Annotated in this window: 21 protein-coding genes and 1 tRNA gene; 2 read left to right on the forward strand and 20 right to left on the reverse strand. The window is 41.8% G+C overall.

Annotated elements, in window-relative coordinates; all coding sequences use genetic code 11:
- Positions 1 to 2: 2 nt before the first annotated feature.
- The 6 genes from E5S68_RS10685 to E5S68_RS05125 all read right to left on the reverse strand — a co-directional run bounded on the left by E5S68_RS10685 (position 3) and on the right by E5S68_RS05125 (position 5,528).
- Positions 3 to 401, reverse strand: coding sequence for a diacylglycerol kinase family protein (locus E5S68_RS10685; protein WP_126404638.1), 399 nt, complete (start codon positions 399 to 401; stop codon positions 3 to 5).
- On the reverse strand, positions 382 to 879 hold the full coding sequence (gene ybeY, locus E5S68_RS05100) for an rRNA maturation RNase YbeY (protein WP_135782618.1): 498 nt from the start codon (positions 877 to 879) through the stop codon (positions 382 to 384). The genes E5S68_RS10685 and ybeY overlap by 20 nt, the downstream gene beginning before the upstream one ends.
- A 91-nt stretch (positions 880 to 970) precedes the next feature.
- Positions 971 to 2,707 carry an ABC transporter ATP-binding protein gene (locus E5S68_RS05105; RefSeq protein WP_135782619.1) on the reverse strand — a complete coding sequence of 579 codons (1,737 nt, stop codon included), beginning with the start codon at positions 2,705 to 2,707 and terminating at the stop codon, positions 971 to 973.
- Position 2,708: 1 nt separating this feature from the next.
- The gene (locus E5S68_RS05110; RefSeq protein ID WP_135782620.1) at positions 2,709 to 4,433 is read right to left on the reverse strand and encodes an ABC transporter ATP-binding protein; all 1,725 of its coding nucleotides are present in this window, start codon (positions 4,431 to 4,433) and stop codon (positions 2,709 to 2,711) included.
- A 402-nt stretch (positions 4,434 to 4,835) separates the two neighbouring features.
- Positions 4,836 to 4,908 (reverse strand) — tRNA-Thr (locus tag E5S68_RS05120).
- Between the two features lie 50 nt (positions 4,909 to 4,958).
- A complete protein-coding gene (locus tag E5S68_RS05125) occupies positions 4,959 to 5,528 on the reverse strand; it encodes a GNAT family N-acetyltransferase (RefSeq protein WP_135782621.1) in 570 nt (189 codons plus the stop codon).
- 208 nt (positions 5,529 to 5,736) lie between these two features.
- On the opposite strand from E5S68_RS05125, the gene ald reads away from it, so the two are divergent.
- Positions 5,737 to 6,849, forward strand: coding sequence for an alanine dehydrogenase (gene ald, locus E5S68_RS05130; protein WP_135782622.1), 1,113 nt, complete (start codon positions 5,737 to 5,739; stop codon positions 6,847 to 6,849).
- Between the two features lie 475 nt (positions 6,850 to 7,324).
- Here the strand turns inward: ald and E5S68_RS05135 are convergent, their stop codons facing one another.
- The 7 genes from E5S68_RS05135 to rplK all read right to left on the reverse strand — a co-directional run bounded on the left by E5S68_RS05135 (position 7,325) and on the right by rplK (position 12,303).
- Positions 7,325 to 8,323, reverse strand: a complete 999-nt coding sequence (locus E5S68_RS05135) for a PhoH family protein (RefSeq protein ID WP_195563249.1) — start codon at positions 8,321 to 8,323, stop codon at positions 7,325 to 7,327.
- A 91-nt stretch (positions 8,324 to 8,414) separates the two neighbouring features.
- Positions 8,415 to 8,630 carry a YozE family protein gene (locus E5S68_RS05140; RefSeq protein ID WP_023023987.1) on the reverse strand — a complete coding sequence of 72 codons (216 nt, stop codon included), beginning with the start codon at positions 8,628 to 8,630 and terminating at the stop codon, positions 8,415 to 8,417.
- Positions 8,631 to 8,640: 10 nt separating this feature from the next.
- On the reverse strand, positions 8,641 to 9,495 hold the full coding sequence (cvfB, locus tag E5S68_RS05145; RefSeq protein WP_135782624.1) for an RNA-binding virulence regulatory protein CvfB: 855 nt from the start codon (positions 9,493 to 9,495) through the stop codon (positions 8,641 to 8,643).
- A gap of 106 nt (positions 9,496 to 9,601) precedes the next feature.
- On the reverse strand, positions 9,602 to 10,159 hold the full coding sequence (gene frr, locus E5S68_RS05150) for a ribosome recycling factor (protein ID WP_006595853.1): 558 nt from the start codon (positions 10,157 to 10,159) through the stop codon (positions 9,602 to 9,604).
- Positions 10,160 to 10,177: 18 nt separating this feature from the next.
- Positions 10,178 to 10,909 (reverse strand): UMP kinase, encoded by a 732-nt coding sequence (gene pyrH, locus E5S68_RS05155; RefSeq protein ID WP_135782625.1) that lies wholly within the window; start codon positions 10,907 to 10,909, stop codon positions 10,178 to 10,180.
- A 181-nt stretch (positions 10,910 to 11,090) separates the two neighbouring features.
- Positions 11,091 to 11,780 carry a 50S ribosomal protein L1 gene (gene rplA, locus E5S68_RS05160; protein ID WP_135782626.1) on the reverse strand — a complete coding sequence of 230 codons (690 nt, stop codon included), beginning with the start codon at positions 11,778 to 11,780 and terminating at the stop codon, positions 11,091 to 11,093.
- A 97-nt stretch (positions 11,781 to 11,877) separates the two neighbouring features.
- Complete coding sequence (gene rplK, locus E5S68_RS05165) at positions 11,878 to 12,303, reverse strand: 50S ribosomal protein L11 (RefSeq protein ID WP_006595850.1); 426 nt, start codon at positions 12,301 to 12,303, stop codon at positions 11,878 to 11,880.
- Between the two features lie 160 nt (positions 12,304 to 12,463).
- Between rplK and E5S68_RS05170 the strand changes: the two genes are divergently transcribed.
- Entirely contained in the window at positions 12,464 to 12,808 is a 345-nt protein-coding gene (locus tag E5S68_RS05170; protein WP_135782627.1) for a DUF3397 family protein, read from the forward strand.
- A 53-nt stretch (positions 12,809 to 12,861) separates the two neighbouring features.
- Here E5S68_RS05170 and E5S68_RS05175 read toward each other — a convergent pair whose 3' ends face one another.
- From E5S68_RS05175 to E5S68_RS05210, 7 genes are all read right to left on the reverse strand, one after another.
- Complete coding sequence (locus E5S68_RS05175; RefSeq protein WP_135782628.1) at positions 12,862 to 15,207, reverse strand: HAD-IC family P-type ATPase; 2,346 nt, start codon at positions 15,205 to 15,207, stop codon at positions 12,862 to 12,864.
- A gap of 84 nt (positions 15,208 to 15,291) precedes the next feature.
- Positions 15,292 to 15,678 (reverse strand): SMU1112c/YaeR family gloxylase I-like metalloprotein, encoded by a 387-nt coding sequence (gene gloA2, locus E5S68_RS05180; protein WP_135782629.1) that lies wholly within the window; start codon positions 15,676 to 15,678, stop codon positions 15,292 to 15,294.
- Between the two features lie 100 nt (positions 15,679 to 15,778).
- Positions 15,779 to 18,124, reverse strand: a complete 2,346-nt coding sequence (locus E5S68_RS05185; RefSeq protein WP_135782630.1) for a DNA translocase FtsK — start codon at positions 18,122 to 18,124, stop codon at positions 15,779 to 15,781.
- Positions 18,125 to 18,747: 623 nt separating this feature from the next.
- Complete coding sequence (locus E5S68_RS05195) at positions 18,748 to 20,688, reverse strand: hypothetical protein (protein ID WP_135782631.1); 1,941 nt, start codon at positions 20,686 to 20,688, stop codon at positions 18,748 to 18,750.
- A complete protein-coding gene (locus tag E5S68_RS05200) occupies positions 20,685 to 22,910 on the reverse strand; it encodes a glycosyltransferase family 2 protein (protein WP_135782632.1) in 2,226 nt (741 codons plus the stop codon). The genes E5S68_RS05195 and E5S68_RS05200 overlap by 4 nt, the downstream gene beginning before the upstream one ends.
- A complete protein-coding gene (locus E5S68_RS05205) occupies positions 22,900 to 23,964 on the reverse strand; it encodes a bifunctional glycosyltransferase family 2/GtrA family protein (protein WP_135782633.1) in 1,065 nt (354 codons plus the stop codon). The genes E5S68_RS05200 and E5S68_RS05205 overlap by 11 nt, the downstream gene beginning before the upstream one ends.
- Positions 23,961 to 24,995, reverse strand: a complete 1,035-nt coding sequence (locus tag E5S68_RS05210; protein ID WP_135782634.1) for a sensor domain-containing diguanylate cyclase — start codon at positions 24,993 to 24,995, stop codon at positions 23,961 to 23,963. The genes E5S68_RS05205 and E5S68_RS05210 overlap by 4 nt, the downstream gene beginning before the upstream one ends.
- Positions 24,996 to 24,997: the final 2 nt, after the last annotated feature.

The raw sequence follows: 24,997 nt of genomic DNA on the forward strand, positions 1-24,997 counted from the left end.
TCTTATCCAAATACCAAGGCCCACAATTTGGGCACAAAAATGATCAATCCTGTCACCAAAGCAAAGCCGGAAATAACGAGAACCGCTCCCGCCGCCATATCCTTGGCGTTTTTGGCTAGCATGGAGAAGTGGTAATCACTCGCCAAATCCACTACATTTTCAAGAGCAGAATTCATGATTTCAAAGGCAATGACCAAAGAAACACTTAAGAGTAGAAAGAGCCACTCTGTGACTGAAATGCCAAAAAGGAAGCCTGCAACAATCGCTAAGATAGCTGAAAGTGCATGCTTACGCATATTTCGTTCTTCTTTAAAGGCTGTGAAAATCCCTGTTAAAGCAAATTCAAGACTGGCAATCAGTTCTCGATTTTTCCATTTTCGTTTATTGTCTTGTGAGTCCATAGGCCGTCAAAATCTCTTCCTGTAAGCCAAACATTTCCTTCTCTTCTTCCGGACTATAGTGATCATAACCGTTGATATGAAGGAAGCCATGTACTGCTAAAAAGCCCATCTCGCGCTCAAAGCTATGACCATACTCTGCCGCTTGCTCACGTGCCTTGTCTACAGAAATAAAGAGCTCTCCAATATAGGTATCAAACTCTGCCATCATTTCTGCCAATTCTGGATGGTCTTCTAAATCTTCTTCCGAAAAAGCAATGTCCATCTCTGGTTTGTATTCCAGACTGATCACATCCGTTGGGCGATCCGTATCCCGGTATTCCAAGTTCAATTCATGGCTGCGTTCGTTGGTTACAAAGGTCACTGCCATTTCCTTGTCCTCTTTGCCTAATCTTTTTGCGGCAAATTCTAAAATTTCCTGGGTTTGTTTGATCATTTCTTCAGAGACTTGACCGGTCTCATCAACCATTTCAATATACATTTTGGATCACCTCACTATCATTTCAATTATAGCATAAAAATAGCGTATATACTAGAATACACGCTACTTTTACTATTTGAAGAATGCCCTTTTATTCAACCGTCTGTTGGATGGCTTGCATCTGGGCATAGATACCACCATGGGCTATCAAGTCTGCATGTTGGCCCCGTTCGACAATGCGTCCTTCTGATAGAACCAAGATCTGATCCGCATCTTGAATGGTCGATAAGCGGTGGGCAATGATAAAGGTAGTCCGGCCTTTCTGTAGGACTGCCATAGCTTTCTGAATAATCTCCTCTGTTTCCGTATCAATGTGGGAGGTCGCTTCGTCCAGAATCAGAATTTTTGGATTCATATAGAGGGTCCGAGCAAAGGAAATCAGTTGACGCTCTCCACTTGAAAAGGCCGATCCTTTTTCAACTACTGGATGGTCAATTCCCTTTTCTAATCTCTGAATCATAGGCAGGGCACCGACTTGTTTTAGAGCATCCAAGACGCGATCACGGTCGATATCTGTTTGACTCATGGCCACATTGCTAGCAATGGTCCCTGAGAACAGATAAGGATCCTGTAAGACAATTCCCATGTGGGACCGAAGACTCTCTCTAGAGAAATGGCGAATGTTCTGGCCGTCGATCCGAATTTCTCCCTCCTGCGGATCATAGAAACGATAAAGCAAGTTCATAATAGAGGATTTACCCGAACCGGTATGGCCAACCAAGGCAAGGGTTTGACCCGGATGAGCTTGGATGGAAATGTCCTTAAGAACTGGCTTGCCTTCTTCATAGGCAAAAGTGACATGATCAAACTCCACAGCTGCCCGGTCTATTTTGATCTCTTCTGTTGCATCTGCCTCTACCTTTTCGTCTAGGAAAGTCAAGACCCGCTCCCCTGTTTCCAGAGAGCGTCGGATATCCGGAAGACGGCGAATCAAATTGGCCATAAGATCAAAGAGCTGAATAACATAATTGAGATTGATAAACAAGAAACCAGCAGTCATCCCCAAATCCCCACCAAGGTAGGATAGGCCTGCAATAGTTAATATTCCTGCAATGACGATGTATTTCAAGAATTCTGTCAGGCTCCAAGAAGCAATGGAGTCTGCTAAAACTAGACGATCATTGGCCACGGTCATCTTCTCTGTCGTTTGGTCAAACTCATCAATCACGCGCTCTTCTTGTCCGTAGAGTTGGATCATACTAGCCCCATGAAGCAGTTCATTAACCTGGGTATTGATCTCACTTCTGGAGTCAAAAAAGTCTTTCATAGGCTTGTCTGTCATATGCTTATACAAGGACTGAATCCCGTAAAAAATAGGAAAAATCAAGCATAAGAGGAGACCCATCATAGGATTAATAGTAAAGATAACCCCCATGATAAAGAAGAAACGCATCAAATGAATCACCAAATACATACAGGAATTATAAAATTGGGTCCGTAAGGTCTCTGTATCATTAACAATGCGGGTTGCAATTTTCCCTGCTGGCTTATCATCAAAGTAGGAAATTGGTAGTTGTTGCATCACGAGGAAGGCTTGGTCTCGTAGCTGCGCAGTTACCTTATTGCCTCCATGAATCAAAACCCGATTGCCTATATAACTGATGATCTGCCCCACTGCCAAAACAATCAGATAGAGGACCCCCATAGGATAGAGTGCTCCCAACTCTCCTCCCTGACTCAAAGCTGTCAAGGGACCATCAATCATCTTTTGCAGAATAAACGGAGATAGATCTGACAAAATCGTTGCCAGCAAAAGACAGATGAAACCAAGCCCAAAAATACCAGGAAAAAGTGATAGTTTTTGTAATAGTCTTTTTAAAATACCCATCTTATTCTCCTTCATGTCTTTGTTGCCGTTGGTATTGTTCATAATACCAACCTTCTTGAGCCAGTAAATCACTAGCTGTTCCTTCTTCCACAATTCGTCCTTGATCTAAAACAAGGATCCAATCTGCCTGATGGACAGCTGATAGTCGGTGAGAGACAATCAAGGTTGTCTTTCCTTGTCGCTCTTGTTGAATAGTTTCAATAATGGCCTGTTCCGTCTTAGCATCTACTGCGGATAACGAATCATCCAAGAGGAGCAACTGGGCATCACGTAAAAAGGCACGTGCCAGAGAAATTCGCTGCTTCTGGCCTCCCGATACGGATACTCCCTTTTCTCCAATCAGAGTATCCAGACCATCCGACATCCGGTCCAAATCATCTGCGAAAGCAGCCTGAGCGATAGCATCCATGATTTCCTCTTGACGAGCCCCCTTCTTACCAAGGGAAATATTTTCTAGAATAGACTTCGAGAATAGGATGTGTTCCTGAGAGACGTAACCAATTTTTTCCTCAATGGAACGTCTCACATAGCGTGCAACGGGCTGCCCATTGATGGTAAACATTCCTTGGCCAAGTGGGTATTGCCGTAAGAATTGGCGGACCAAGCTCGTCTTTCCGGCTCCTGTCCGACCCACAATCCCGATGGTTTGCCCTTTGTTAAACTGCAAAGAAATCTGTGAAAGACTCTCCTTCTCCGCCATAGGATAGGTAAAAGAATAGTTGTCAAAAGCTACTTCATCAAGTTCCTCTAGCCATTCTTCACCATCTGTTTCCAAGTCATCATCCTCTTCGATTAGTTCTGACAATTTTTTGTGGGAGGTCTTGGCTGTTTGATAGACAAGGATAAAATCTGCTAACATCCACATCGGCTCAATCAAGGCTACTAGATACAATTCTAGACCTAGCAGTTGACCCAAGCTAATCTGTCCAGTTTTCAAGAAGTGGCCCCCACAGACCAAAAGAAGGACAGTAGAAACCCCAATAAAGAAAAGGGCAAAGGGACCAAAGGCATTTTGAATAGAGGCGATTTTATCCCCCGTCTTGGCCAAACTTTCTGTTCGCTCTTGAAATTGTCGCACCTGACGCTCCTTACGACTATAGGCCCGCATAACCCGAATCCCTTCGATGGATTCTAGGACCTCATCATTCAAGTGGGCCACCGCATCACGGTTTTCATCCACATAGATTTCTTCTTTTTTCCCTAGGAGATAGGTTGATAAAACCAAAAAACTCATAGGAATAAAGGAAATTAAACTCAACTGCCAGGAGATCAAGAACATGGCTGGAATGATAAAGAGGAACAATCCTCCCCCATAAAGAACAATGAGCATCCCATAGCCGACCATCCCCATCATCCCGTCTACATCTGTGGTAAAACGAGTCAAGAGATCTCCTGAGCGAAACTTTTCATAAAATGGCCGTCGCATGGCTACGAGCTTACGAAAAGCTTGCCCCTGTAATCTGGCCTTATAATGGACCGAAGCTTGAAACAGCTTCAAATGCCAGTAGTAAGCGGAAATGTAATTTAAAATGGTAGCTCCCAACAAGAGACCAATATCTCTCGCAAAACTTGACTGAGTCAAGGTCTGCTTGCTCAGCTGGTCGACTAGTCGTTGAATGACCTGTGTCGGTATTAAAATTGTATAATCATAAATCACTAGGACCACAGCGATGCTGAGATACAGCCACTTATGTTCCCAAATGTACTTCCATAAGGCTCCTATCATATTCTCCCCTTTCAAAATGGCACAGAAAAAACCCAAGTAGGAGCTGAGTACGTGCTCAGTCCACACTTGGGCCTTCTGATGCCTATCACCAATTCAGTTAAGGCAGGCAAAAATGCATACAAAAAACCCAAGACAGACTCCTCCATCTTGGGTTTCATTCATTGTCTACATTGAACTCAACTGAGATTGGAGAAGCTGTGTATTCAATTGTGTCATCAAAACATCTACTTTGTTCATGATGGTTTTCTCCTTTCTCTTTGTTGCTATAACTTTACCACGGATTTCTGTGCTTGTCAACGTTTTTTTGAAAATTGTTGAAAAAGATTCCACGAATAGGCTCCCAGTTAGAAGAAAGCGTACAAAAAGAAGCCTAGATCCCCTCTAAGCTTCTCTCTTTTACTATGCTAGTTGCCGGGATTGAACCGGCGACCTCATCCTTACCATGGATGCGCTCTACCGACTGAGCTAAACCAGCAGTACCTATCTACTATATCATGGAGATAGGCCTTTTGTCAATATCCTGACTCATTTTTCTGCCAAAAATTCTTCCTTAGTGAGGACATAATGGACTCTCGTCACCATTCTCCCTTCTTCATGCAAGTCTAGCATCGCATAAGTTTCTTCGTGGGAAAATTGCATCCCTGATTTGGCCATCACCCGGCCAGAAGCTGGGTTGTCCTTGTCATGAACGGCAATGATCTTGTTCATCCCTAATTGTTCAAATGCTAGGGAAATCACTGCCTTGGTAGCTTCTGTCGCAAGACCTTGGTTCCAATAGTCTTTATTCAGAACATAGCCGATACTCCCCTTCTTCAGACAAAGATCCAAATCCAGTAAATCAATCGTCCCAATAAATTTTCCATTTTCTTTGAGCTCGATCCCCCATTTTCCAAGTGGGCTAGCTAGATAAAAGAGGGCAATGTTATTACGCGTCTCTTCAAGACTTTGATTGGTTGTAAAAGTATAGCGCGTAACAGCTTCATCAGAAGCATACTCAAACATAGCCGGTGCATCTTCAAGAGTGACCGGACGCAAACGTAAACGCTCTGTCTCCATTTCACGATAAGCCGCTAACTTCACATATAAATTTTCCATTTGACACTCCTTCTTTAGGGATTAGTTTAGCAAAAAACATAAAGGAAGACAATCTAAAATTTTTCCTTGATTTTTGATTAGCTTTTATATAAAATAAAACCATTCGGTTAAAAAAATTGGGATGAGGAGTGAAAAGGTCATTGAGTTAGGAGAGCAATCTCACACCAATGGCCTTTTTACACCTATATCTAAGCAAGGAGAAATAAACATGTTAATCGGTATTCCAAAAGAAATTAAAAACAATGAAAATCGTGTCGGTTTGACACCTGCTGGCGTCCACAGCTTAGTGGGCAAGGGCCATCAAGTTTTGGTGGAAACAAATGCCGGACTTGGTTCTGGTTTTGTGGATGAAGATTACGCTAAACAAGGAGCAACTATCGTGGCTACTGCTGCAGAGGCTTGGGCCGCTGAATTGGTGGTCAAAGTCAAGGAGCCCCTCGCTGAAGAATACGACTTCCTTCGTGAAGACCTTTTGCTCTTCACCTACTTGCACATGGCTGCTGCTCCTGAATTAGCAGATGCTATGGTAGCAGCCAAGACAACTGGGGTAGCTTACGAAACAGTGCGAGACCTTGAAGGACAATTACCACTCTTGGTCCCAATGAGTGAGGTCGCTGGACGGATGGCCGTGCAAATCGGGGCTCACTTCCTGACCAAACAAGAAGGAGGTTCAGGCGTCCTCCTAGGTGGTGTGCCTGGTGTTCCAAAAGGAAAAGTCACTATCATCGGAGGCGGGGTCGTTGGAACCCATGCTGCTCGTATCGCTCTTGGACTCGGTGCCCAAGTCACCATCTTGGATATCAGCGCCAAACGCTTGTCTGTCCTAGAAGATGTCTTCGGTCATCAAATCCAAACACTCATGTCCAACCCATTTAATATCGAAGCCAGTGTCCGTGATGCCGATGTTGTCATCGGGGCTGTCTTGATTCCTGGGGCTAAAGCTCCTAAATTAGTAACAGACGATATGGTCAAACAAATGCGTCCAGGTTCCGTTATCGTCGACGTTGCAGTTGACCAAGGTGGTGTTATCGAAACAGCAGACCGTGTGACAACGCATACGGAGCCTGTTTACGAAAAACATGGTGTGCTCCACTATGCCGTTGCTAATATCCCAGGGGCTGTCGCTCGCACTTCTACTATCGCCCTTACCAATGTAACCCTTCCTTATGTAGAAGCTTTGGCTGACAAAGGCTTCCATAAGGCCATCGCACTTGATGAAGGCTTGCGCCAAGGGGTCACTACTTACCAAGGCCATATCACAAGCCAACCAGTTGCAGAAGGTCTAGAACGCGACTTCACTCCAATCGACGAATTGGTTTAAACTATCTTATATTTAAAGAATTATCATCGAAAAAAATAAGCAACTTATTTTTTCATATGAACTAATAAAAAAGTTTTGAAAAAAACAAGTTGTTTTGAGCTTTTTAAATCATTTTCAGAGACTTTCCGCTGTGAGAAAAGTGCCTGAAACAATTTAGTTTCAAGCACTCGGAATAATTGAGAGTAAAACAGTTTGGGAAACTGTTTTAGCCTGAGCCCAGAAATTAAAGAGCGAAGGGGCTTAATAAAAATTGAACACGGGCTGCGGATTGTGTCAAAAAGATAAGTTTTTCTAGAATCAAAAGATTCTGCGTCAAACTTCCTATTTTGACTTTATCCGCAGACGCCCTTTGTATCTTGATTTAGTCATGGAACTTCGAAGAAGTTCGCTGACGTCCGTTCTCACCTAAGGAAAGGCTAGAAAATGATTTTATCGTCAATTTAAGGCAAAGATTATAAGATCTTTGCCTCTTCTTTTATTCCGTTTCTTCTTCCACATCCAGTTTTTCTTTGAGCACTGGATTTGGGAGGGGCTCGTAGGCCCGGATAATTTCTGCTACAACAGGATGGCGAACAACATCCTTAGCAGAGAAGTGCACAAAATCAATCTGAGAAATATTTTTTAACTTCTCCTGGGCATCAATCAAGCCGGATTTGACATTTCGAGGAAGGTCAATCTGGCTAGTGTCTCCATTGACAATCATCTTGGAGTTAAAACCAAGACGGGTCAAGAACATCTTCATCTGCATGATGGTTGTATTTTGCGCTTCATCAAGAATAACAAAGGCATCATCCAAGGTCCGACCCCGCATATAAGCTAAGGGAGCTATCTCAATAATCTCCCGCTCCATCATCCGAGTGGTCTGGTCCTTGCCCAAGATTTGATAGAGGGCATCATAGACTGGACGTAGATAAGGGTCTACCTTTTCCTTGAGATCCCCTGGAAGGAAACCAAGGCTCTCTCCTGCTTCCACGGCTGGGCGAGTCAAAATAATGCGCTTGACTTGACCACGCTTGAGGGCGGTCACGGCCAAAGTTACTGCCAAGAAGGTCTTCCCAGTCCCTGCTGGTCCAATCCCGAAGGTCACATCATGGTGCTTGACACTATCTACATAAATCTTTTGACCTAGCGTTTTGACCCGAATGGGCTTGCCGTAGCTATCCTTGATGATTTCTTCTTCATACAAGGCCACGAACTTATCCAGCTCATCATTACGAACCATTTGAATAGCTGTTACAACATCTGGCGTCCCGATAGTCATGCCACGATTTACCAAGATAAGCAAAGCCTCAATAACTTGTCTGGCTTTTTCACAATCTTCTTCTTGACCGATGACCTGGACAATTTCTGTTCGGGCATGGATGACCACATCCAACTCCTGCTCCATCAAACGCAAGTGACGTTCATTGGACCCAAATAGATGGAAGAGATCATCTGGATGACTTAATTGAATATCAATTGAATGTTCTTTCAAATAAAGAACCTCTCTATTTCTGTAAGTTTTCTCTATTATAACAAAGAGACCGAGAATTGACCATCCCCGGCCCACTTTGATTTTCTTGTATTTAATGACCTAGGTATTCTTCCCAAATTGCATCAAAATCTCCTAGATTAAAGGAGAAACTGGCATGCTCTTCCAGAAAGCGACTAACCTCATCAAAATCATCTGTATGCTTTGGAAAAGCTGTCTCATGAAAGGCCAGATCTGCCAGAAGAGCCTTGGGAGCATTGCTTTTGGGATTGCGCTCTGTCATCAACCAAGTATAAAATGATTTTCGCATAGGACTCCTCTTATTTTAATTCTGTACCAAAGGCATCCTGTGTGATTTTCCCTGCTTTCATCAAGCCTCCCAGAGCTTTTTTGAACTGCCCCTTGGAAATGCCAAAGGTTGCCTTAATTTCTTCTGGGGAGGACTTATCATTCAAGGTCATAAAGCCTCCGTTGTTTTCTAAATATGCCAAAATCATCTGTGCATCGTTTTCCAGCATTTCAAACGAGCGTGGCTTCAAGGATAAATTCAAGGTTCGATCCACCTCTCGGAAACCAATAACCCGGGCATCTAGGACTTGTCCCAAGCGGGGTTCTGCATAGCGCTCACTTGGATGGATAAAGCCAAGCATATTGTTCTCAGGTAAGTAAACAAAGGTCCCTGAAAGCTTTAAACGATAGACGATAGCCGGCCAGTTCTGATTCTGCATATTGTTGTAGGCTGGACGAGCAATCCGTTGGAAGTCTTCTTGATAGGCCAAGACACCCCAAATCCGGTCTTTTTTATCGACTTCCAGGCGAACAAAGAGTTTATCCCCTTTTTTAGGCCACAAATCTTTGATTTCTGGCAGAATATCCAGAGAGACGACAATCTCCTTGTCTGGTAGACCAGTATCGACAAAAACACCCAGGTCCTTACGAACTTCTGTCACTGTCCCCCAACCAAATTGGTCCTGACGAGCTGTAACTTCAAGTGTGGTCAGGCGCAAACGTTGCTTCATATCCGTATAGACAAAGCCCTTGACGGACTCTCCAAGAGCATGCTCTCCTTCAGACTTGTCCAAGGCATAGGTTTGCCCATCCTTTTGGACAAAGTAAAAACGGTCATTCTCATCTGTAACAAGGCCCACGATATCATGTGCGAGATTGGTATTCATTTCTTCCTTCTTTCTGGCTAATGATGATCAATAGCCCCTTAATGGAAATAAAACCCAGCCAGCAGTGCCAACTGAGTTCATTTCCTCTGTAAACTGCTGGAAATGATTAGACTTCAAGCAATTCTTTTTCTTTGTGAGCTGTCATTTCATCGATATGTTTCACAGCATCATCCGTTACTTTTTGGATTTCTTTTTCAAGACCCTTCAATTCATCTTCAGTGATTTCTTTTGCTTTTTCTTGTTTCTTAGCTTCATCCATCGCATCACGACGGATGTTACGGATCGCTACCTTAGCATTTTCACCAACTTTTTTCACTTCTTTGGCCAAGTCACGACGAGTTTCTTCTGTCAAAGCTGGGATGACCAAGCGAATGACCGAACCATCGTTAGCCGGAGTAATACCAAGGTCAGAAGCATTCAAAGCGTGCTCAATATCTTTCAATGAAGACTTGTCAAAAGGCGTGATCAACATCACACGGGCTTCTGGAATCGTGATAGATGCGATTTGATTCAATGGAGTATCAACTCCGTAATATTGAACATAGATACGGTCCAAGAGACTTGCGTTTGCACGACCTGCCCGGATACTTCCAAATTCACGTCCCAAACTTTGGTGAGACTGAGACATTCTTTCTTTAGCTTTTTCTACGATTGGATTTGCCATTTTATTCCTCTAACTTCCTTATTTTTCTACATTATTAGAAACGGTAGTACCGATATTTTCTCCAAAGACAACGCGTTTGATGTTACCTGACTCATTCATGTTGAAAACGACTAAGTCAATATCATTGTCCATTGAGATGGTCGATGCTGTCGAATCCATGATACGAAGACCTTTATTGATGACATCACGGTGAGTTAATTCTTCAAACTTCACTGCTGTCTTGTCTTTCTTTGGATCAGCATTATAAACGCCATCAACACCATTCTTGGCCATCAAGATTGCGTCTGCTTCAATTTCAGCGGCACGAAGAGCAGCCGTTGTATCTGTTGAGAAGTATGGGGAACCAATACCTGCCCCAAAGATGACGATGCGCTCTTTTTCTAAGTGACGAAGGGCACGGCCACGAATATATGGCTCAGCGACTTGTTGCATGGAAATAGCTGTTTGAACGCGCGTATCCACTCCAACTTGTTGAAGGGAATCTGCCATCACCAAGGCATTCATAACTGTTCCAAGCATTCCAGTGTAATCTGCTTGAACGCGATCCATACCTGCTTCTGCCGCAGGCTCTCCACGCCAGAGATTTCCTCCACCGATAACGAGAGCAATTTCAATTCCAAGGTCATGAACTTCTTTGATTTCAAGGGCCATCTTTTGAACCGTCTTGATATCAATTCCGACACCCCGTTCACCGGCTAACGCTTCACCTGATAACTTAATTAAAATACGTTTATACTTAGGTTCTACCATTTTGTCACTCCTTTTATGATCTGTATTATTTTACCACAAAAAGCGTTTTTTATATAGTGAAATCCATCAAAAAATTTTTATCCTTCCAACTTTTATCTCCTGCTAAAACTTCTATAACTATTTTGTTAAAAAATACACTAAACAAACAAAAAAGCTACCCGAAAGTAGCTTTACATTCTAATTAAAGTGAGTTAACATCCACTTTGATACCAGGACCTTGAGTTGTAGTCAAAGTCAAGCTAGTTACGTAAGTACCTTTAGCTGTAGCTGGTTTTGCTTTTTGGATAACATCGTTGAAAGCTTTGAAGTTTTCAACCAATTTATCAGCGTCAAATGACACTTTACCGATAATCGCTTGAACGATACCTGCACGGTCTGCACGGTAAGTGATTTTACCACCTTTAGACTCTTCAACTGCTTTAGCAATATCCATTGTTACAGTACCAGTTTTAGGGTTTGGCATCAAGTTACGTGGTCCAAGGACACGTCCAAGACGTCCAACAAGAGCCATCATGTCAGGTGTAGCGATAACAACGTCGAAGTCCAACCAACCATCGTTGATTTTCGCAACAAGGTCATCTTCACCTACGAAGTCTGCACCAGCAGCTTTTGCTTCTTCAGCTTTTGCACCACGTGCAAATACAAGAACGCGAGCAGTTTTACCAGTTCCGTTTGGCAATACCATTGCTCCACGGATTTGTTGGTCAGCTTTTTTCACGTCGATGTTCAAGTTGTAAGCAACTTCTACAGTTGCATCAAATTTTGCAAAGTTAGTTTCTTTTGCAAGAGCTACAGCTTCTTCTACGCTGTATGCTTTTGTGCTGTCGATTTTTTCAAGTGCAGCACGAAGTTGTTTGCTTTTTTTAGCCATTTTATCTTTCTCCTTGTAATGTGGTCATATCGATTTTCATCTCCCACGTCACTCGTCTCATGATCAAGTGTATTGCGGGCAAATAGGATTGTTACAATTAGTCAGTAACAGTGAATCCCATAGAACGAGCAGTACCTTCGATCATACGCATTGCAGACTCAATGTTTGCAGCGTTCAAATCTGGCATCTTAGTTTCAGCAATTTCTTGTACTTGTGCACGAGTAACTGTTGCAACTTTCGTTTTGTTAGGTGTACCTGATCCTTTTTCAACACCTGCAGCTTTTTTCAAAAGAACAGCAGCTGGTGGTGTTTTTGTAACGAAATCAAATGATTTATCTTCATAAACAGTGATCACAACTGGGATAATCATACCAGCTTGGTCAGCTGTACGAGCGTTAAACTCTTTAGTGAATCCCATGATGTTGATACCTGCTTGACCAAGTGCTGGTCCAACCGGTGGAGCTGGAGTAGCTTTACCAGCAGGGATTTGCAATTTTACAAGTTTTTCGACTTTTTTAGCCATTTCTTAAATCCTCCTTTGTGGTTTTGGCGGTAATTACAGATTTTTACCTCCCACAAGTATGCTCTGCGCATACCTTTCTATTATACACTATTTTCTTCCGAATGCAAGAAAAAATTTCATTTTCATCACACTTTTTTTACTTTTGTGATAAAATGGAGGTATGTTAATAAAAGTTGCTTCCCTTGTATTTATTTTTTTGACCCTGATTCTCAGTGGGATTATTATTCGAGTCTTTAAACTGCGTCGATATGGTTGGAATTTTGCCGACCTGGCTTTTCCTCTTTTCGCGCTAGAATACTATTTAATTTCAGATGCGGCTTACTATCATAATTTGTTGCCGCAATTGCTATTGGCCTTGTCCCTCTTAGCTATTGGCTTAACCATTTATTTTTTGAAAAAGAGACATAGCTTTTATTATCCGAAATTTTTTAAATACTTTTGGCGAGCAGGCTTCCTCATTACCTTCTTTCTTTACCTCATTATGACGATCAGTCTCTTCATCTGATCTAAAGCATCAATAAAACGGTATGAACTAAAATCATAGTTCATACCGTTTTTCTATTTGTTTCTGGACTTATGCAGACGGGTCACTAAGGAATAAATAAGACGATTCATCAACCACAAGACTCCTTCCATGACCAGTCCTAGGACAAGGGTCATGATCCAGCCAGTCAGATGAAGATGGCTGAGATTAAAAATGGAAGAAAATACAAAAACCGACAGGCAAAATCCAGCTATATTCAGAAGGATGATGCCCAATTTTACATGATTAAAGGGAAGGCTGAGTTGGTATACTTTTGTAAAGCCAATCAATGCCAGCAAGTAGATAGAGATGGTCGAAATTTCTCCCTGACTTAATGCAAGGAAAGGACCCAGAACCACAAGGAAAAGGACTGATATGAGATTGGTCAAGGCAGCTGGAAGAGCTTGCTCTATCACGGTTTCAATAAAGTCTCCTTCTATCCGGGCACGATTCTTCTCCAAGGCCAGCAAGAAACCGGGGATTCCAATGGTAAATCCACTGATCAAGGACATCTGAGAAGCCTGGATGGGATAGGTGAAACTAAAGAGAATGGCCAAAATAGCCAATAAAATTGAAAAGATATTCTTGACCAAAAAGAGACTCGCCGAACGTTGAATATTGTTGACCACTCGGCGACCTTCATCTACAATCGATGGCATGTGAGAAAAGTCCGAATCTAAAAGCACAACCTGGGCCACCTTTTTGGTCGCATCATGTCCCGTATTCATGGCAATACTACAATCTGCCTTTTTCATAGCTAGGATATCATTGACCCCATCCCCTGTCATCCCAACCTTATGACCATCCACTTGCAAGCTCTCTACGAGGATTTGCTTTTGTTCTGGACTAACTCGTCCAAAGACGGTGTAGGTCCTGGCTGCCTCTACCACCTCCTCACGCGTCTTGAGCTGACTCGCATCTACGACCCGATCCGCATCTGGAATACCTGCTTTTTGAGCAACGGCAGCAACTGTCACAGGATGATCTCCTGAAATAACCTTGATAGTCACCCCTTGTTTTTGGAAATAGGCAAATGTTTCAGGAGCAGTCGACCGTACAGGATTCTCCAAGACCAGGGCTAGAAGGGGAAGGACTGGAGCTTCTAATACTTCCGTCAGCTGTTCCCCCTGGTAATGCCCCAAAATAAGGACACGCGCACCTCGTTCAATCTCTCGTTGCCACACTTCTTGGTAAGCATCGAGATCATCTCTGAGCAAAACATCCGGTGCTCCTAATAGGTAGATCCCTTCTTGGAACTGAAGGCCCCCAAATTTCTTCTTAGATGAAAAAGGAAGACGGTCTTGAACGGGCCATACTTGGGTTTGGTGGACGGAGTGAGACTTGCGAATGGCCGTGATGGTATCATTCTGATCTTCACTTGCCTGAAGATAGTGACTTAATATTTCTTTGCCTTCTTTTTCATCTAGCGCCAAAGGGAGGAACTCACTCACCTGCATCCTGTGTTCGGTAATGGTCCCCGTCTTGTCTAGGCAGAGGACGTCTATACGGGATAGGGTTTCAATTCCCTTCATACTGTTGAGTAGGACCTTTTGAAGGGCTAAACGAGTTGCTCCAAGCACCAAGGCCAGAGTCATTAAGAGGTAGAGTCCCTCTGGGATCATCCCAATGATGGCACCGACCATAGAGGTGATGCTAACTTTGAAGGTTTCTTGATTTCCTAGATAACTCTGCAAAAACAAGAGCAAGCCAATCGGGAGGAGAATCATTCCAATCATTCTGACAAGGCCGTCCACTGCATGAACCATTTCCGATTCTTCGTGTCCCTTGACTTTCTTGGCGGAGAGACTCAGCTGATTAATATAAGACGTATCTCCTACTTGCTCCAAGACCGCAACTGCCTGACCTGAAATGACAAAACTACCTGACATGAGTTGTTGATTCTCACCTTTAGGGATTTCATCTGCTTCACCTGTTAATTGGGACTCATCGACCATAATCGAGCCATCTAGAATCTTGGCATCTGCATAGATCTGATCCCCTGCTTGGAACAAGACAACATCCCCCTCTACCACCTGGTCGACAGGAAGGTCCAGCCGTTCTCCTTCACGAATCACTCTAGCTTTCTCCACTTGAAGGAGGCGCATCTTATTCAAAATCCGACGGGACCGCAATTCTTGAACAATCCCAATCAAGGAGTTAACGACGACAATGGGAACAAATAACATATTGTTCCAAGACCGTACTAGTATCAATAAAATAGCTAGAATACCAAAAACCAGGTTGAAATAAGTAAAGACATTTGAATAAATAATCTCTCTCGTCGACTTTTCTGCCGTGATGGTTACTCGATTTTGTTTGCCTTCTCTGACTCTGCTTTGGACTTGCTCATTCGTTAGCCCGCTATATCGCTTCTCTTCCATATTTTCTTCTTTCTTTTTTCTGTATCTAGTTTAGCAAAAAGAATGTCTTCTGGCTTGGGACTAGAGACCGAAGATGGTGTAGACCTATTCATGAAGTTCAAGAGGTAAGCCATCTGGATCAAAGAAGAAGGCCATTTTGCGCCCATCAAAATCGTCCACCCGTAGCTCTGTATGAGGAATTCCCAATTGGTCAAACTCTGCTAGACAGGCTTGAACATTTTCCACTTTAAAAGCCAGATGACGGAGACCGGTATGTTCTGGATGAGGGAGAAAGGGTCTCTTTGGGGCATCTGGTTTGATAAATATTTCTAAAGTCAGATTTCCCTTTCGAATATTAAAGAGAATATCCTGCTTTTCTGGTCGATGGTGTTCGTCTAAAGGTACGAAGCCTAACTTGTCTACATAAAATTCTCTGGTTTTGTCATAATCGTGGCCAATAATGGCAATGTGGTGAATGGTATCGAGATGCATCTGCTATCCTTTCTTTTTATTCGTAAACAAAACCTGCCCTTTGTACAGGCAGGTTTTTGCTATTGTCAAATATCTCATTCCTTCTTCATTTAAAGAAAGATTAATTGGTCTGCAAGACCTTTCTTGGCTTGGTTCCTTCAGCTGGTCCGATGACACCCGCCGCTTCCAAGTCTTCCATGAGGCGGGTCGCCCGGTTGAAGCCAACCGATAGGCGACGTTGGATCATTGACGCACTAGCTTTCTGAGTTTCAATGACGAGAGCCTTAGCCTCTTCAAAGAGTGGATCACCCTCGTCGGAGCCACCCATGCCTCCGTCAAAGTCTGACTCGGATACTTCGCCAGGATCAAAGGCATCGTCATAATCCGCTTCTGCTTGTTCTTTGACAAAGTTGACAATCCGCTCGACATCGTCATCTGAGATAAAGGATCCCTGTAGACGAATCGGGTGGTTTTCATCGATCGGTTTAAAGAGCATATCTCCCCGACCGAGCAACTTCTCTGCTCCATTTTCATCTAAGATGGTCCGTGAGTCGGTCCCGGATGATACCGCAAAAGCGACACGGGAAGGCACATTGGCCTTGATTAAACCTGAGATAACATCAACCGATGGCCGTTGGGTCGCAAGGATCATGTGGATCCCCGCTGCGCGCGCCTTTTGTCCCAGGCGAATAATAGCATCTTCCACTTCTTTACTTGCGACCATCATCAAGTCTGCCAACTCATCGACAATGACCACAATCAATGGAAGTGGTACTTGCTTCATCTCAGACTGGGCATTGTATTCAGCCACCTTAGCATTAAAGCCAGCAATATTCCGAGCACCCACTTTCGAGAAGAGCTCATAGCGATTTTCCATCTCATCGACAACCTTTTGTAGGGCTCGACTGGCCTTGCGTGGATTGGTCACCACTGGAATCAAGAGGTGAGGAATATCATTGTAAACAGAAAGTTCCACCATCTTTGGATCGACCATCATAAATTTGACTTCATCTGGACGGGCCTTCATCAAGATACTCGAAATGATTCCATTAACCGCAACCGATTTACCAGATCCGGTAGACCCTGCTACCAAGAGGTGGGGCATCCGAGCCAAATCAAAGGTCCGCGCTGAACCATCTACGGCCTTCCCAAGAGGAATCTCAAGGAGTTTGGCAGGATCAGTTTTGGACTGCTCCCACAATTCACGGAAGGAAACTGTTGCAATCTCTGAGTTGGGCACTTCGATTCCGACCAGAGACTTCCCTGGAATCGGTGCTTCGATTCGCACATCCTTGGCTGCTAGGGCTAGGGCCAAATCATCTGCTAGGTTGGAGATGCGGTTGACCCGCACACCGACAGCCGGCTTGACTTCATACTTGGTGACAGAGGGGCCGATTTCCGCCCGTTCCACTGTCGCCTTGATGTTAAAGCTTGCAAAGGTTTCTTCCAAAATGCGGATATTTTGGCGAACGATGTTCTTCTCTTTGGATTGGTTTTTGGGCTTGTCAGGTGCGAAGAGATCAATCGTTGGAAGTTTGTACTGAAGGAGTTCCTTAGGTGTGAAGTCCACAGTGACTTCTTCATCCATATCCTCCTCAGGAACTTCTTCCATCTCCTCTGGATCGTCTTCTGGCCAGTCTTCCGAATAACCTTCCTCTTCATTTGGTAGATAGATTTGAGGGTAGGACTCCTCTACAGGCGCTTCTGCTTCGATCACAGGTTCCATGACCTCACCTGTCTCAAGATTTACAGGATAGCCCTCTGTGCTCATGGGACTAGCTTCTGCTAGTTGCTCGATGCGAGTAGCCTCCTCTGCTTTTAGAGCTTTCTTCTCTTCACGCTCGACAAAGCGCTCTTGCCTCCGCGTTTCTCGCTTCTCCATAAAAGCATGGAACGTCATCACTGCCTTCTCATACAAATCATAGACAGAATAAGAGCTCATGATCAGAACCCCTAGGAGAATTAAGAGAACACCAATGAAGTAGGTTCCAATGTTAGACAGCAAGAAGGCAACCGGTGTGTATAGAATCGCCCCTAGTACGCCTCCTCCTGCAAAAGAAGAGACGCGAAGATGGAGCAAATCCCCAAGAATCCGAGATAGGGTCGGTCCAATCGACGAGCCTTCAAGTTTTAGGACAGACACAAAATAAGCCTGATAAATCAGAAGTAAGCCTGCAAAGAGGCTCAAAAATCCTGATAGAGTTCCCTCGTGCTTTTCCACCCATTTAAAAAAGAAGAGATAAAAAATAACGGCCGTCATGGCTAGATAAGCTAAACTTCCTACTAGAAGACGGACGAGATTGTAGGCTACTAGTCCGAGTGCTCCTAGACGGAAAAAAGCGAAAATAAAGATGAAGGTCAATACCAGACTAACCACCATACGCCGAATTGCTTTTTTACGCTCGATCTCTGCCTTAGTAGGCCTCCGTGAAGATCGTGTTTTTTTTGTTTGATTACTGTTTGCCATAAACTTTATTATACCATATTTCTAGCACACATCTCTAGTAAAATCCTGCAATCATTTTTCACCTAATTGGACAATGGATGAAGAAAAAATAAGGCTTAAAACCAGTTCTAGCCTTATTTTTTCAGTCTTTATGGTAAAGGAAGATCGAGAAAGTGTTGAGTGAAGCAAATAGACCTAAAATGATTTTCAAAAGATAAACATTCCATAGCTGTATGAAAAACAGTTATGGTAGGTCTAGCATTGTCTTTTGAAGCAAATGACAAGCAAGTAAATTAAGACTAGAGAGAAATCTCAGTTCATTCTCCGCTATCTGCTCAGTCCATCATATTTTGATTGTTCACGAGAACCAAAATCTGATATTGCTTTTGTAGATATGAGATTTTTCTATGCTAGTGTTGAGTGTGTGGAACGTGGATTGTATCTTTTAAGGACCTCGCTTTGTGTGATGAGTAGAGCAGATAATTCAAACGGACTTATCTTAGCTTCCTCTCCAATGTTCAAGAAAGTCTTTTGAGCACCACAAGAGGCGAAGTCACAAACTCCGCCTCCTTCTACATATTTTTTGTTATAATAGAATATTTTATTTGAAATATCAAGACTTATGCTTGATAAAGCTAGAAAACTTACCCTTTTCCAGCAAGAATATCTGATACTTTATACAATCCTGGGGAATATGTCCGACCAAATAGTTTTTTCGTCAAGGCATTAAACGTATAATGGTCATCTAAAATCAAGACTTCGTCATACGTTTTTAAGAGTGCAATAAAGTCATTGTCTGTTAAATTGGAACCATCTCTAGTATCCATATTTTCATTGCCGAGGTAATAACTTGTTGCGCTGTCGCTGTATGATGCCATTAAATCTAAAAATTCTTGGTCAGCCGACACAAAATTTTCTCTGGCATCAACATTGACATCCCACAGATAATAACGGCTAGCATATTGGACAAAATAATTATCTACATTCTCCTTATCTGCTGTTACAACCAAAATTCTATCCGTTGACGAATTACTCTGACTTCCAGTAAACTGATGAATTTCTTTTACGACCTCGTTTGTTTCCTGATTGTTATTGTAAACAATGCTATTATTTTCTGACAAGAACATTCCAATGGCATAAACTGTCAAAACAAGGCTCGCGTATTGGTACAAGTGTTTATTAAATAAGCACTTGTAAGACCTAGCATTACGTTTACTAATGATTTTTTCATACAGACACTTGTCCATTACCCATGCTAAAGCCATGGTCAAACAACCAAAAGCAAAGATAACGATGCTCGAAGCATAGCGCTCAAATCCTGCTAATTCTAACGCTTCATCAGTCGGCATTGCTGTCAGATACATGAGTAAAATGCCAATATAGTAAGTCACAATCGAAATATCAACAAATCCCCAAGTCAACAAGACAAATTTCTTATATTTCAAACGAATGCCAATCACAATAAAGGCAATCAGCATAATCAGATTGATTATCAAAATTCCATTGCTTGCCAAACTGTCAAACGTAAACACCGATTTGACAAAAAGAGTGATAATTTTTTGTGGGTCGCCTGACAGATTTCCAGTCAATACCTGACCAAGTTCTGACATGGACACCGCATGCTTGGCACTTGAGGCATTTGGGAAATTATCCGTCACATGCTTTTGCCAAATAACAAAAGGAAGACAGCTGACTAGCAAGGTCATTATGAGCAGCACTAGTGCTTTTAAACGTGCTCTTTTACGAACAAGTAAACGCACAATACAAACCACATAAACTACTAAAACGAGAGCGACAAAGAAAAGTCCACTTACTTTGACGATACTTAATAATCCAAGAATTACCGCCGTATTTAGCGACAAAAACCAGAAACGATTACGATAGACAAAACAACCTGCTATGGCTGCCAAGGCCAAGGCAGGAAGCAGAAAATCAACCAGCAAATTATTTAATCGAATAGCAACGTTGAACGTATTAAAAACAGCAAACGAAGCAAAAATCATGCTAACCATTAAGACACGTCGATCATCACGAAGTGCCGCAAACATGGCATAAAGACTGGAAGCAATCAAGAAGAATTGCCCGACCAACATACTACCTTCTGAAAAGCCTACGATAGTCGTGAAAAAATAAATGAAAAGTGAACTTCCAACAGGATAGGTATAATAACTAATAATCGTATCCTGCTGTGTTGGCAAAGCATTATTGATATGGAAAAATTTTACAATCGTTGCCCAATGCGTAAAATTATCATAATGTAAAAGCGGTGAATGCCAGAGCGTTATTCCAAACAAAAGCAAATAAGCCATCATTCCAAGCGCAATATAATCAAGTCTCCTAAAGCGATATTTCTTTTTCCATACCGCCCAAAGATAATAAAGACTCAAAAGACAGCCCAAAACAGAAATGGCATACACGGTCTGCAACATAAAGCCTAACAAACTACCAAGGTACAATACCAATGTAATGACTGAAAATGTAAACACCCATGTCAGACTGCGATTCATCTTCACAGTATTACGGAAAAAGGCATTGTACCCCATGGTAATCACAAAGAACAACAGTAATCTAGCAATACTAATCATACTCTCCCTCTCCATTCATTTGCTAAGGCTTTAAAAGCAGGTAAGCTATCCAAATCCGCTAAATTGGTAACTCGATAAAGCGATTCGTCTCTATCAATATCATAGGACACAAAAGTCAACTGAATTGGCAAATCTTTGTAGGTAAATGCGACATTCGGTTCTTTTTTAGGATTTGTAAATTTTCCAGAAAATGTCATGTAATAATAATCTGTCTTTCTAAGCTGGCATTTTTTTCCAGCAACCTGAACCTCTTCATTAACACGAACTTTCGGAAAAGCTACTTGGTCATAGGCTGAAACAGGACGTTCATTATTTTGGAAACGTTGACTAAAGTTCTCAAATAAATCATCCCATGTTGTCATCCAAGGGTCTTTTTCCTTCGGAAGATTGTGATTAATGCGGTCATAAATGTACTGATAAAATTCGCGCTTATCAGCTTCAGGAATTTCTGAAAATTGAACGCCGTAGCGCCAACCATTATCAATCGCAAAAACACGAACAACATGACCTTTTACCCTCGCATGGTAATCACGTGATTGCAAATTAAGCGTCAGTTCTTTTTCTTTCGGCAAATACAATGGTAAATCCGTATAGAATGAAATCCCCGTTTCTGAAATATCACAGACTCTCACTTGGTAAGAATCATCATCAACCTCAATAACCATAGCTTCATCAACAGTAAAACGCTCACTTGAGCGATAAATCGGACGACCAAGCGCACAGAAAATCGCAAAGGTCAAATTGATGATATGATAAATCAACCAAAAACTGATAATACTTCCATAAAAAAGCTCTGAACCAAATTTTCCATAGTTAAAAGTCACCAAACCATAAACGGCTAATCCCCATAAAACAAGATAAGGAAGCGCATAAAGGTACAACGTCCACGACGTATCATTTCCCTTACGTGTCACCTTAAATTTTTTATTGCTAATGCCAAAGGACTCCAACATCATGGGAATAAACAAATACGGAGCAAAAATCGTTTCCACAATTTCTCCCCAAACCTGTGTTCGGTATTGTTTTGAGACTTCTCGCATTGACAAGTGTGTCAATGCGTAACTTGGCAACCAGAATAGGAACAGTAGCAAGATATTTGACACCACCACACGGACATGGAAAACCGTATATAAAATCGGTGCCAAGATATACAATAACCGTCTAAAGAAAGACCACCAATAAAGATAGCCATTAATATAAACAATTCTTTGCCCCTTTGTCAATTTGGGATTAAAGAAGATATTCATATTGTAGCTACTGCGAATAACGCCACGTCCCCAGCGCGTGCGCTGTTTGATGACACTCTTCAAATCTGTTGGCGTTAACCCGCTAGCCATTGGACTTTTCGTCGAATAATTTACATAACCAGCCGCATTCATCCGAACACCTAGCTCGAAATCCTCCGTAATAGTATCTGTCGGAAAACCACCAACATCTTCAATCGCCTTGCGGAAAATAACCGTATTAGACCCCGTATAAACCGCTGCACCGTGCGAATTATTGCAAACATTAATTTCTTTGGAAAAGAAATCTTGTTCGTTTGGTAAGGTTGATTCTGAAAACAAGTTAAATTGGAAAATATCAGCATTGTAAAAACTTTGTGGCGTTTGAATCAAACCAACTTTTGACTTATCATAATCGTCACCATTTTCATAAGCCTCAACTTGTTCAACAAAATAAGGCACAGTTTCCAACAGGAATTCACGATAAGGAATCATATCCGCATCAAATGTCGCCACCAAAGGTGATGACGTCTGACGTAAAGCATTATTGTAGTTTCCTGATTTGGCATCTTTATTATCTGCCAAACCAAAATAACCAACACCAAGCTCATCAGCCAATTTGGCAACTTCTAGACGATTGGTATCATCACAGACGTAGATATGCACCTTAGACTTATCAGGATATTCCATAAAAGTACAGGCATTAATCGTCTTATAAAGCAACTCTGGATCCTCATTATGCGTTGCAATCAAAACATCCACATCTGGGTAACGCTCCTTAGCAATCTCAGGCTTTTCAAGCTCAAAGTCCTTTTGCTTATTCCAAATGAGAATGTAGCCTGTAATGGCTGAAACTACCTCACTTCCCCACAATAAAATCCCAAAGATCAGCGCAAACCATGAATCATGCCACGGAATAGTCGCCACCAAACGCCAAGTTAAATAAAAGGCAGTCGTTACAAATGCAACGAAATAGAGTATCCTCTTATTAGCCTTCATTCTCGCCTCCACTAAAAATCAAATGTTTTTGCACAAAATAACTGACAAAGAAAAGTGTACCGTCAACTAAAATCTTCACCAATGAAATTGGCAGCATCGTCAAGGCATTTCCTAGAACTGTTACCAATAAACTTGACAAAACAATCTGTACTACCACCAAAGTAAAGTATTTTATCGCACTATTTGATTGACCTCGTTTAAAGACCACCTTATGATTCAAGGTAAAATTAACAAAAGATGATATCGCACGCGCTAAAATCGAAGCTAACGTCACCGCACTAAAACTCAATCCATTAAACAAAGAAATTAAAATCGTAAAAGCAACAATATCAACCAAGAAGGAAAACAATGATGAAAAAATGTACTTGAAGAAAACCTTGTAAATTCTAATCGAGTCACGAATCGCATCAAAATGCGACGACTGATTTTCATCCAAATAAATCGTTGCAATGCCAACTTCACAAATCAGAATATTGTCCTCTTTTGCCTCAAGTAACATATTCATCTCAAATTCATACCGTTCACCCTCCACGGTTAAGAGTTTTGGCAACCATGACATAGGAATCACACGAAGCCCCGTTTGCGTATCAGAAACGTTCATACCTGTCATAGCCCCCAAGACGTCTCTTGTCAATAAATTTCCAAATTTACTACGTAAAGGAACAGATTTTTCAAATGTTCTAACACCCAGCACCAAACTATCAGGATGTTGCAAAAATTCAGCCAAACATTTCATCATGTCTTCGTAGGTGTGTTGACCATCAGAATCAATCGTCACAATTCCTTTGGCATTAGGAAAATTGTCCAAAATATATGAAATAGCCGTTTTTAAAGCACGACCTTTTCCTTTATTATCAGCATGTCTTTGCAAATGACAAGCATAGTTACTCTGCGCTATTGCAAATAACGGTGCAAAATCAGCTCCACTACCGTCATCGACTAGAATAATGTCAAACATTTGATTTTCCTTATCCCGAATATTTTTCAAAAGTTCCAACAAACGGTCATCAGGTTCATAGGCAGGAATGACAATAACAACATCTTGAAACATCATCGACGTTCTCCTTTCTGACTTTTATTTTCGTACATTTTCTTATCAGCTATTGCAAAAAAATCAACGAAGTTTTTATGTGATTGATAAGAGTCCGTATAAGCACCTAAAGATGCTGTAATCCCCATATCTTTGAGAGTCATTTCTGCTTGAACAAGTTTTATTAAAAATTCAGCTTGATTTTCAGAAACTCCAGGGAGTAAAACCGCAAATTCATCTCCACCTAACCTTGCTATTACAGCACTTTCAGGCATTATCTTCGTTAAAATATCACCAAATTCAATTAGAATCTTATCTCCCGTAGCATGTCCAAAAGTATCATTTGCTTCCTTGAATTTATCCAAATCAGATATAATAACCGTAATTTGTTCTTCTTTACGTGTCAGACATTCCTCAAAAGCAAGCTCAATATATCGTCGATTATGAACCCGTGTTAAAACATCTTCGTATGCCATCCTCTGTATTTCAAGTTCATGAAGTCTCTGCTCTGTAACATCAAGAACAAAACAAAAAACACCAATCACTTTTTGGCGATTGTTATAAATGGGAGAATACATATTTTGCCAGTAAAGCGTTTTGTCGCCTGTCTTAATAGCATCCATAAATATAAATGTTTCACCCTTTTTCGCACGATCAACATTTGCTTTTAAACGCGCAGCATCATCACTATTAAGATAATTCATTGGAAAGTCACCAATTTTGGGAGTGAAATAAAAGATTTCTTCCATGAGCCGAATATCATTCTTATTAACCGCAATAAAACGATAATTTAAGTCTACAGCATAGACGTTAATAAGTTTCGAACTCTGTAAGATAAAGTGGGATAGCATATGCTGTCTTCGATTAAGGTAAGATGCTAGGGTCCAAAGAACTAGTATTCCTATAAAGATTGCTAAAACGATGGGATTATCATGGTCAATCAAAACATCATCATACACTAAGCGAATTAATAACATTAACGCAGCAAAAATACTTAAGTACGTTAACAATCTTTGATGCTTGATTAAAAAATCACTTACTTTTCCTAATACCATTA

This window comes from Streptococcus rubneri, from assembly GCF_004785935.1.
Classification (GTDB): Bacteria; Bacillota; Bacilli; order Lactobacillales; family Streptococcaceae; genus Streptococcus; species Streptococcus rubneri.